This window comes from Micrococcus sp. HG099, assembly GCF_024723355.1.
Taxonomy (GTDB): domain Bacteria; phylum Actinomycetota; class Actinomycetes; order Actinomycetales; family Micrococcaceae; genus Micrococcus; species Micrococcus endophyticus.
The window spans coordinates 1-8,951 of sequence record NZ_JANQCJ010000101.1; the positions used below are offsets into that span (position 1 = coordinate 1).

Annotated in this window: 9 protein-coding genes; 7 read left to right on the forward strand and 2 right to left on the reverse strand. The window is 75.0% G+C overall.

The genetic code is table 11. The annotated features are described in order from the left end of the window. Positions 1–96: 96 nt before the first annotated feature. The 6 genes from NWP10_RS09030 to NWP10_RS09055 all read left to right on the forward strand — a co-directional run bounded on the left by NWP10_RS09030 (position 97) and on the right by NWP10_RS09055 (position 7,094). Entirely contained in the window at positions 97–1,497 is a 1,401-nt protein-coding gene (locus NWP10_RS09030) for a glucose-6-phosphate dehydrogenase (RefSeq protein ID WP_184169718.1), read from the forward strand. A 343-nt stretch (positions 1,498–1,840) separates the two neighbouring features. Beyond that, on the forward strand, positions 1,841–2,140 hold the full coding sequence (locus tag NWP10_RS09035; RefSeq protein ID WP_258300668.1) for a GNAT family N-acetyltransferase: 300 nt from the start codon (positions 1,841–1,843) through the stop codon (positions 2,138–2,140). Positions 2,141–2,226: 86 nt separating this feature from the next. After that, the gene (locus NWP10_RS09040) at positions 2,227–3,201 is read left to right on the forward strand and encodes a 1,4-dihydroxy-2-naphthoyl-CoA synthase (protein ID WP_258300669.1); all 975 of its coding nucleotides are present in this window, start codon (positions 2,227–2,229) and stop codon (positions 3,199–3,201) included. Between the two features lie 31 nt (positions 3,202–3,232). Further along, positions 3,233–4,798 carry an aspartate:alanine exchanger family transporter gene (locus tag NWP10_RS09045; protein WP_258300670.1) on the forward strand — a complete coding sequence of 522 codons (1,566 nt, stop codon included), beginning with the start codon at positions 3,233–3,235 and terminating at the stop codon, positions 4,796–4,798. A gap of 65 nt (positions 4,799–4,863) precedes the next feature. Next, positions 4,864–6,048, forward strand: a complete 1,185-nt coding sequence (locus tag NWP10_RS09050; protein WP_258300671.1) for an AMP-binding protein — start codon at positions 4,864–4,866, stop codon at positions 6,046–6,048. Between the two features lie 173 nt (positions 6,049–6,221). Next, positions 6,222–7,094, forward strand: a complete 873-nt coding sequence (locus NWP10_RS09055; RefSeq protein WP_258300672.1) for a 1,4-dihydroxy-2-naphthoate polyprenyltransferase — start codon at positions 6,222–6,224, stop codon at positions 7,092–7,094. 26 nt (positions 7,095–7,120) lie between these two features. Here NWP10_RS09055 and NWP10_RS09060 read toward each other — a convergent pair whose 3' ends face one another. Further along, positions 7,121–7,393 carry a DUF4229 domain-containing protein gene (locus NWP10_RS09060; protein ID WP_113913822.1) on the reverse strand — a complete coding sequence of 91 codons (273 nt, stop codon included), beginning with the start codon at positions 7,391–7,393 and terminating at the stop codon, positions 7,121–7,123. A 134-nt stretch (positions 7,394–7,527) separates the two neighbouring features. On the opposite strand from NWP10_RS09060, the gene NWP10_RS09065 reads away from it, so the two are divergent. Continuing rightward, positions 7,528–7,932: a PLDc N-terminal domain-containing protein gene (locus tag NWP10_RS09065; RefSeq protein WP_258300673.1), complete on the forward strand. Its 405-nt coding sequence runs from the start codon at positions 7,528–7,530 to the stop codon at positions 7,930–7,932. Between the two features lie 114 nt (positions 7,933–8,046). Here the strand turns inward: NWP10_RS09065 and ccsB are convergent. Then, on the reverse strand, positions 8,047–8,951 hold a 905-nt coding region (ccsB, locus tag NWP10_RS09070; RefSeq protein ID WP_258300674.1), incomplete at its 5' end, for a c-type cytochrome biogenesis protein CcsB.

Consider the following 8,951-nt stretch of genomic DNA (forward strand, 5'->3'; position numbering starts at 1 on the left):
GGACGACGACGGCGGCCCGGCCCGCCTGGACAGGCCCCGCGGCCGGGCGGTTGACTGGCCGGGACCCCGCCGCCGACGCCTTCCCGAGGGAGCCCCATGACCGCCCGAGCCGACCGCGACGACGTCGCCCTCATCATCCTGGGCGCCACCGGCGACCTCACCTCCCGCCTGCTGCTGCCCGGCCTGGCCGGGGCGCTCGCGGCGCACGACCTGCCGCGCATCACGCTTGTGGGCTCCTCGCACAGCGAGCACGACACGCAGGAGTGGCAGGGCATCGTGCGGGAGGCGCTCAAGGGCACCGCCCTGGACGCCGCCGCGGTCGACGACCTCGTGGAGCGCGCGGTGTGGCGGACCGCGGACGCCACGGACGCGGACGACCTGCGGGCCCTGTTCGCCGCGGCGCGGGAGGCCGCCGGGCCCGAGGCCGTCCCCGTCCTGTACTTCGCCCTCGGCCCGGGGATCACTCGGGAGTCGGTGGACGCGCTCGCCGGCATGGACGACCTCCCGGACCGGCTGCGCCTGACCCTGGAGAAGCCGTTCGGCGAGGACGAGGCGAGCGCGCGCGAGCTCAACGCGGTGCTGGCCGACATCGTCGAGGAGGACCGCGTCTTCCGCGTGGACCACTTCCTGGGCGAGTCCATGGTGACCGCGCTGCTGGGGCTGCGCACCGCGAACCGGCTGCTCGGGCGCGTGTGGGACGGGCGGGACGTGGAGCGCGTGGACGTGGTGGTCGACGAGGCGATCGGCCTCGAGGGGCGCGCCGAGTTCTACGACGGCACCGGCGCGCTGGAGGACATGCTGCAGTCGCACCTGCTCCAGGTGCTGGCCATGACGGCCCTCGAGCCGCCGGCCCGCGTGGCCGCGGACGAGCTGCATGACGCCGTCGTCGAGGTCCTGCGCGCCACCCGCGTGTGGCAGGACGACCCCGTGGCGGCCTCCCGCCGCGCCCGCTACACCGCCGGCGAGGCGGACGGCCGGCCGGTGCCCGCGTACGCGGACGAGGAGGGGGTGGACCCGCGGCGGCGGACCGAGACGCTCGCCGAGGTGACCCTCGCCGTGGACACCGACCGGTGGCGCGGCGTGCCGTTCCGGCTGCGCTCGGGCAAGGCGCTCGAGCGGACCCGCTGGGAGGTGGCGCTCACCCTCCGCGCGCCCGAGGACGTGCCCGAGGGGCTGTCCCCGGCCGCCGGCCGCGACCGGATCGTGGTGGGGCTCCAGCCGCGAGGCGTGCGGATCGAGCTGGCGGTGGACGGCGCGGACACCCCGTTCGACGCCGAGCGGCGCGCACTCACGGCCGGCCTCGGCGAGGAGCACGTGGACGCCTACGGCGAGGTGCTGCGCGGGATCCTCACCGGCGAGCCGCTGCTGAGCGTGCGCGGCGACGCCGCCGAGGAGTGCTGGCGGATCCTGGCGCCGGTGATCGCCGCGTGGGAGGCCGACGAGGTGCCCCTGGACGAGTACCCGGCCGGCTCGGCGGGACCCGAGGGCTGGGACTGAGGGTCGAGGGGCTGACCACCAGCGCTTTCGTGCGGGAAACGGGAGGCTTCGCTGGGACCGGGTCCTGGTCCCGCGGCTCGCCCCCAGCGCTTTCGTGCGGGAAACGGGAGGCTTCGCTGGGACCGGGTCCTGGTCCCGCGGCCACCTCCTGAAGCCTCCGCCACCCCGATGCGTCAGGGAGTGACCGCGGGACAGGGTCGTCCTACCCTGGCCGCATGGCGCCCACGCCCGAGCCCGAGAACCTCCCCTCGCGCCCGTCCTCCCCCACGCCCTCCGGCCCCACTCCTCCGCCCCGACCCGCGCTCACCATCCGCGAGGCCTGCCGCACCGGGCCGCACTGCGCGTGCTGGACGAGCGAGGCCCGCGCGTCGACCAGGCCCTGGAGGCCCGGCACCCGGCCGAGCCGCACTGGTACCTGGGGCTGCTGACCGTCGCCCCGGACGCGCAGGTCGGCGGGGTGGGCTCGGCGCTGGTGCGCGCCGGTCTGGCCCGGGCGGACGCCGACGGCCTGCCCGCGTACCTCGAGTGCGAGCGGCACCGCGAGGCGTACTACGCGCGGTTCGGCGTCGCGCGCACCCACACGGTGGAGATCGACGACGGCGCCCCGGCCCACCTCGGCATGTGGCGTCCGGCAGGCGGGTAGCCTCCCGTTTCCCGCACGAAAGCGCCGGTGGAGCCTCCCGTTTCCCGCACGAAAGCGCCGGTGGGGGTCGGGGATAGACTCGCCGCGTGACCGAGACGACCCCCGCCGCCGCCCGTGACCGCCTCCCCGAGAAGGTCTCCGACCTCTTCGACCCCACCCGCTGGCGCGTGGTGGAAGGCTTCGACTTCGAGGACCTGACCTACCACCGGCAGGTGGAGCGCGACGCCGACGGCCGCTGGGTCCGCGACCTGCCCACGGTGCGCATCGCCTTCGACCGACCCGAGGTCCGCAACGCCTTCCGCCCCGGCACCGTGGACGAGCTCTACCGCGCGCTCGACCACGCCCGCATGACCCCGGACGTCGGCACGGTGCTGCTCACGGGCAACGGCCCCTCCCCCAAGGACGGCGGCCACGCCTTCTGCTCGGGCGGCGACCAGCGCATCCGCGGCCGGGACGGCTACCGCTACGCCGAGGGGGACACGGCCGAGACCATCGACCCCGCGCGCGCCGGCCGCCTGCACATCCTCGAGGTGCAGCGCCTGATGCGCACCTCCCCCAAGGCGATCATCGCCGTCGTGAACGGGTGGGCCGCCGGCGGCGGCCACTCGCTCCACGTGGTCGCGGACCTCACCCTCGCCTCCCGCGAGCACGGGAAGTTCAAGCAGACGGACGCCACCGTGGGCTCCTTCGACGCCGGCTACGGCTCGGCCCTGCTCGCCCGGCAGGTGGGCCAGAAGCGCGCCCGGGAGATCTTCTTCACCGCCCGCGAGTACTCGGCCGAGGACATGGTGGCCATGGGCGCCGTCAACGAGGCCGTGGACCACGAGCGCCTCGAGGAGGTCGCCCTCGAGTACGCCGCGGACATCAACCGTCAGTCCCCGCAGGCCCTGCGCATGCTCAAGTTCGCGTTCAACCTTCCCGACGACGGCATGGCCGGCCAGCAGGTCTTCGCCGGCGAGGCCACGCGCATGGCCTACATGACGGACGAGGCCGTGGAGGGCCGGGACGCGTTCCTGCAGAAGCGCGACCCGGACTGGTCCGCCTTCCCGTACCACTTCTGACCGACCACCACGGCAGGACGGAGACCCGCCCATGCTGGCACTGCTCAACGACCAGCCCATCCTCGTCCTCATGGCCACCGTCGCCCTGGGCGCCGCCGTCGGCACCATCCCGCTGGGCAAGATCCGCCTCGGCGCCTCGGGAGCACTGTTCGTGGGCCTGCTCGTCGGGGCGGTGCTGCCCGACGTCGGCGACCGGCTGGTCCTGTTCCAGAGCTTCGGCCTGGCCCTGTTCGCCTACCTGATCGGGCTCGGCGCCGGCAAGGTGTTCTTCCGGGACCTGCGCCGCAACCTGCCCCTGATGCTGGCCGCCGTCGTCGTGGTGATCCTCACCGCCTTCACGGTGCACCCGCTGGCCGCGCTGCTGCACATGGACCTGCCGACGGCGATCGGTGTGTGGACGGGTTCGCTCACCGCGACGCCGGCGATGGCGCTGGCGAACCAGCTCACCGGGGGGCAGGCCCCGGCCGTGGGCTACGGGCTGTCCTACCTGGTGGGCGTGGTCGGCACCATCATCGCGATCACGCTGCTCGCCGCCCGCCCGTGGAGCAGTTCCCCGCGCGATCCGGCGCCGGTGACCGACGGCAAGCTGCACTTCACCGCTGCGGCCGCCACCTCCGCCCTCGCCGTGCGGGAGATCCCCGGGATCTCCGAGGGACTGGTGCGCGTGGCGGCGCTGCGCCACGGCGGCGTGGCCCGGATCGCCGGCTCCGCCGACCGGATCGAACCCGGGGACCAGGTCGTCCTGGACGGCACGGAGAAGAACATCGACGCGGCCGTGCAGGCCTTCGGCCGCCGCACCGACGCCGACCCGGCACAGGTGATGAACCCGCTGCAGACCTCCATGGTCATCGTCACGGCCCGCGCCCTGGCCGATCGCCGCCTGGGCACGCTGTCCCTGCCCGAGCGCTTCGGCACCGACGTCGCCCGGCTGCGGCGCGACGACGTCGAGTCGCTGGCCACCCCGCAGACCGAGCTCAAGGTCGGCGACCGGGTGCTCATCGTGACCACCGCGCCGCGGATGGAGGCGGTGCGGGACTTCTTCGGCAACTCGACCCGGGGGCTCTCGAACCTCGACTGGATCTCCCTGGGCACGGGCATGGCGCTGGGCTACCTGCTGGGCCTGGTGACGATCCCGCTCCCGGGCGGGGCTTCCTTCTCCCTCGGCCCGGCGGCCGGGTGCATCCTCGTCGGCCTCGCCCTCGGGGCGATCGGCCGCACCGGACCCACGGTGTGGGAGCCATCCACGGAGATCGCGCTGACGCTGCGGCAGCTCGGCCTCATGCTCTTCCTGGGCGTGGTGGGCCTGGCCGCCGGCCCGGCGTTCATCGAGACGGTGTTCACTCGGGTCGGCGGGCTGGCCATCCTGATGTCCGCCGTGCTCACCGCGCTGACCGCTGCCCTGCTCATCACCGCGGCACGGCTGCTGGGGCAGTCCGTGGATCGCACCTTCGGGGCGCTGGCGGGCATCACGGGCCAGCCGGCGATCCTGGACTACGCGCTCTCCCGGTCCACCGACGCCCGCGTGACCGAGGGGTACGCCCAGCTGTTCGCGCTGATCATGGTGGTCAAGATCGCCACGGTGCCGTTCATGCTCTGACCGCCGGGCGGATCCGGTCCGCCGGGCGGGTCCGTCCGACCGCCGTGACTCCTAGACTCGGAGCCATGCCCGCCACTGCCGACGCCCTCGCCCGCGCCACGGACGCCCTCGCGGCGTCCTTCGACGGCGGCGACCCCGTCGAGCTGACCGCCGACGGCGCCGCGCTCCCCCGGCCCGAGGCCCGCGATCCGCGCCGCTGCGGCCATCCGGACGCCGCCGCGGTGGTCCGCACCTCCGGCTCCACGGGCACGCCGAAGCAGATCGTCCTGACCGCCTCCGCCCTGCGCGCCTCGGCCGCGGCCACGGCCCGGCGGCTCGGGGGCGAGGGGGCGTGGCTGCTGGCCCTCGGCGTGCACTACGTGGCCGGGCTCGCCGTGCTCTCCCGCTCGATCGCGGCCGGGACCGCACCCGTGGCCCTTCCACCGGGCCCCTTCACGCCCGCGGCGTTCGCCACCGGGGCGGCCGCCCTGCCCGACCACGCCGGCCCCCGGCTCGTCTCGCTCGTCCCCACCCAGCTCGCGCGCCTCCTGGCGGCCGACGCCGACCCGGCCGGGCGGGCGGCCCTGCGCTCCTTCGACCGCGTGCTCGTGGGCGGTGCCCGGCTCGATCCCGCGCTGCGGGCCGCGGCCGAGGCGGCGGGGGTGCGCCTCACCGCCACCTACGGCATGGCCGAGACGTGCGGCGGCTGCGTCTACGACGGCGTGCCGCTGCCCGGCGTCGCCGTCGCGGTGGCCCCGGACGGCCCCGACGCCCCGCCGCGCGTGCGCCTGGCCGGGCCCATGGTGGCGGCCGGCTACCTCGACGACCCCGCCCGCACCGCCGCCCACTTCGTCCCCGCCGCGGACGGCGCCCGCGCCTTCCTGACCGAGGACACGGGCGTGCTCTCCCCCACGGACGACGGCGGCGTGCGGCTGGCCGTGACCGGCCGCCTGGACGACGTCGTCATCACGGGCGGGGTGAAGGTGTCCGCGGCCGCGGTGACCGCGGTGCTCGAGGCCCACCCGGGTGTCGCGGCGGCCCACGTGGCCGGCGTGGCCGACCCCGAGTGGGGGCAGCGGCTCTGCGCGGCGGTGGTGCCGGCGGACCCCGCTTCCCCGGTCGGCGAGAACGCCCTGCGCGCCCACATCCGGGACGCACTCGGCGCGGCGGCCGTGCCCAAGACCTGGCTCGCCCTGGACGCCCTCCCCCTGCTCTCCACCGGCAAGACCGACCGGCAGGCGCTCGCCGCCCGGTTCGCCGCAGCGGGCTGAGCCGGTCCGGGCCGGGCCGTGGGGGCCGCGTTCGCCCCGGACGGAACCCGCCGACCCCGCGCGTGGGAGAATGACCCGGGCCCGGCCGACGTCGGGCCCCGGCCGCGCTCCGCCGTCGACCCGGCCCGCCGCGCGCCGATCCCCACCCCGCTCCCCAGGAGGAACCCCCGCCCATGGCCGCCACGCTCTCCCAGTGGGTCGCCGCCGCGCGCCTGCGCACGCTGCCCATGGCGATCGCCCCCGTGATCGTCGGTTCGGCCGCCGCCGCGGAGCTCGGCCGCTTCCACCTCGGCGCGGCCCTGCTGGCCCTCGTGGTCTCGCTCGCCCTGCAGGTGGGCGTGAACTACGCCAACGACTACTCGGACGGGATCCGCGGCACCGACGACGAGCGCGTCGGCCCCTTCCGGCTCACCGTCTCCGGGCTCGTGCCCGCGGCCCAGGTGAAGCAGGCGGCCTTCGCGTTCTTCGGCCTCGCCGGGCTGGCCGGCCTGGGGCTCATCCTGCTCTCGGGGCACTGGTGGTTCCTGCTGGTCGGCGTCGCCTGCGTGGTGGCCGCCTGGTACTACACGGGCGGCAAGAAGCCCTACGGCTACCTGGGCCTGGGCGAGGTGTTCGTGTTCGTGTTCTTCGGCCTGGTGGCCGTGCTCGGCACCACCTACACGCAGGCCGGCCAGGTCAGCGGCCTGGCGTGGGCCGGCGCGATCGGCTGCGGCCTCATCTCCACGGCCCTCCTGATGGCCAACAACATCCGGGACATCCCCACGGACCGGGCCGTGGGCAAGATGACCCTGGCGGCCCGCCTCGGCGACGGCCCCGCGCGGGCCTCCTACGGCGTCATGCTCGCCATCGCCCTGCTGCTGCCGCTGTTCTGGGTGGCCGTGCACCCGTGGCTGCTGCTGGTGCCGCTCGGCGGCCTGCTGGCGATCCGGCCCGTCCGCACCGTGCTGCGCGCCCAGGACCGCCGGGCACTGATCCCGGTGCTGCGCGCGACCGGCGTGATCGGGATCGTCTACGCGCTGACCTTCACCCTCGGCGTCCTGCTCTGAGCGCCCGCACCGCGGGCCCCCGGGGCTCACTCGCGGAAGCGGCCCTGCGTGTAGGCGTCCTCGGCCTCGGCGTCGGCGGCCTCGGTGCGGCCGCGGCGGCCGGGGCGGCCCTCCCACGCGGCGGAGAGGTCCTGGGTGGCGCCCCGACGCAGGCGGCCGAGGAACAGGTAGCTGACGGCGAACGTCAGGATCGCGGCGGCCAGGGTGGCCATGACCATGCCGAGGCCGAGCTGCAGGCCGACCCACCAGAGGACGAAGAAAAGGGCCACGCGGAGCAACCCGTAGTAGAGAATGCGCACCGGCCCATTCTACGAGCGGTGCCTGGACGCCCGCCGGGGGCCGCCGTCGCCCCCTGGACGCCCGCCGGTTCCGCGGGCCTTCGCCCGGGGCGGAGCCGAGACCGGCCCCGACCGCCCCCGCCTAGACTGGGAGGATGGGCCGTTTCATCATCCCCGCCGCGATCGTCCTCGTGGGCCTCACGCTGTACGCGCTGTTCGAGGCGCTCATGACCCCCGCCCACGAGGTGCGCAGCCTGCCGAAGTGGGGCTGGGTGGCCGTCGTGGTCCTGCTCCCCCTCGTGGGCCCGCTGCTGTGGCTCGTGCTGGGCCGCGCCCGCGTGGCCCGCGGCACGGCGCGTCCGGCGCCCCGCGGCCCCGGCGCCCCCGACGACGACGAGGCGTTCCTGCGCAGCCTCCGCGTCCAGCGGCGCCAGGCCGAGCGTGAGCAGGAGCTGGACCGGCGTGACGCCGAGCTGAAGGCCCGCGAGGAGGAGTTGCGCCGTCGTCGTGAGCGGGGCGAGGAGCCCGACGCCGACGATCCGGACGCCCCCACCCTCTGACCTCCCCCAGGAACACTTTCGCTCGTGAAAACGTCGCTACCATCCCGGATATCCGGGATGGTAGCGACGTTTTCACGAGCGAAAGCGCTGGGGGTGGAAGCGTGAGGCCTCGGGTCAGCTGGGCAGCCCCGCGTAGGAGTGCAGGCCCGGGAAGTACGTGTTCACGATCGTGTAGTTGAACACGATGCAGAGGAAGCCCACGATGCTCAGCCAGGCGGCGCGCGCGCCGGTCCAGCCGCGGGTGGCGCGGGCGTGCAGGTACGCGGCGTAGACCACCCAGATCACGAAGGTCCAGACCTCCTTGGTGTCCCAGTTCCAGTAGCGGCCCCACGCGGCCTCGGCCCAGATGGCGCCGGCGATCAGCGTGAAGGTCCACATCACGAAGCCCACCGCGTTGATGCGGAAGGACCAGTTCTCCAGGGCGTCTGAAGAGGGCACGAGGCGCAGGAACGACCAGGTGGGCTCGCCCGCCGCGGCGCTCTTCTCGGCACGGTCCTGGAGCAGCTGCAGCATGGACATGGCGGCGGTCAGCGTGAACAGCGCGGTAGCCAGCACGGCGATGGACACGTGGATCACGAGCCACGGGGACTGCAGCGGCGGCTGCAGGTGACCCACCGGCGTCGGGAAGCCCATGGTGGCCGCGCACATCATGGCGACGACGAGGCCGGTGACGAAGGTGCCCACGAAGCGCAGGTCCTTGCGGAAGAGGAACAGCAGGTAGACGGTCGTGATCACGAGCGCGCCGGAGGTCATGAACTCGTAGAGGTTGCCCCACGGCACGCGGGAGGCGGCGAGGCCGCGGGCGACGACGGCGAACGCGTGCAGCGCCCAGCCGATGGCCAGCACGGCCACGGCCACGTTGGCGATCGGCCGGCGGCCGCCGCCGGTGTAGTCCATGTCATCGTCCACGAGGCCAGTGTCGGAGCCGGTGCCGAGGCCCGACGCGCGGGAGTCGGCCCACGCGGCGCTCGCGGTCGAGCCGGACGCGGCCGGCACGCCCGCGCCCGCGGAGCCGGCGG

What these genes read in the sequence shown, in the direction of transcription:
- NWP10_RS09030 (WP_184169718.1), top strand. Translation starts at nt 97, where the DNA reads ATGACCGCCCGAGCCGACCGCGACGACGTCGCCCTCATCATCCTGGGC.
- NWP10_RS09065 (WP_258300673.1), top strand. Translation starts at nt 7,528, where the DNA reads ATGGGCCGTTTCATCATCCCCGCCGCGATCGTCCTCGTGGGCCTCACG.
- NWP10_RS09055 (WP_258300672.1), top strand. Translation starts at nt 6,222, where the DNA reads ATGGCCGCCACGCTCTCCCAGTGGGTCGCCGCCGCGCGCCTGCGCACG.
- NWP10_RS09050 (WP_258300671.1), top strand. Translation starts at nt 4,864, where the DNA reads ATGCCCGCCACTGCCGACGCCCTCGCCCGCGCCACGGACGCCCTCGCG.
- NWP10_RS09045 (WP_258300670.1), top strand. Translation starts at nt 3,233, where the DNA reads ATGCTGGCACTGCTCAACGACCAGCCCATCCTCGTCCTCATGGCCACC.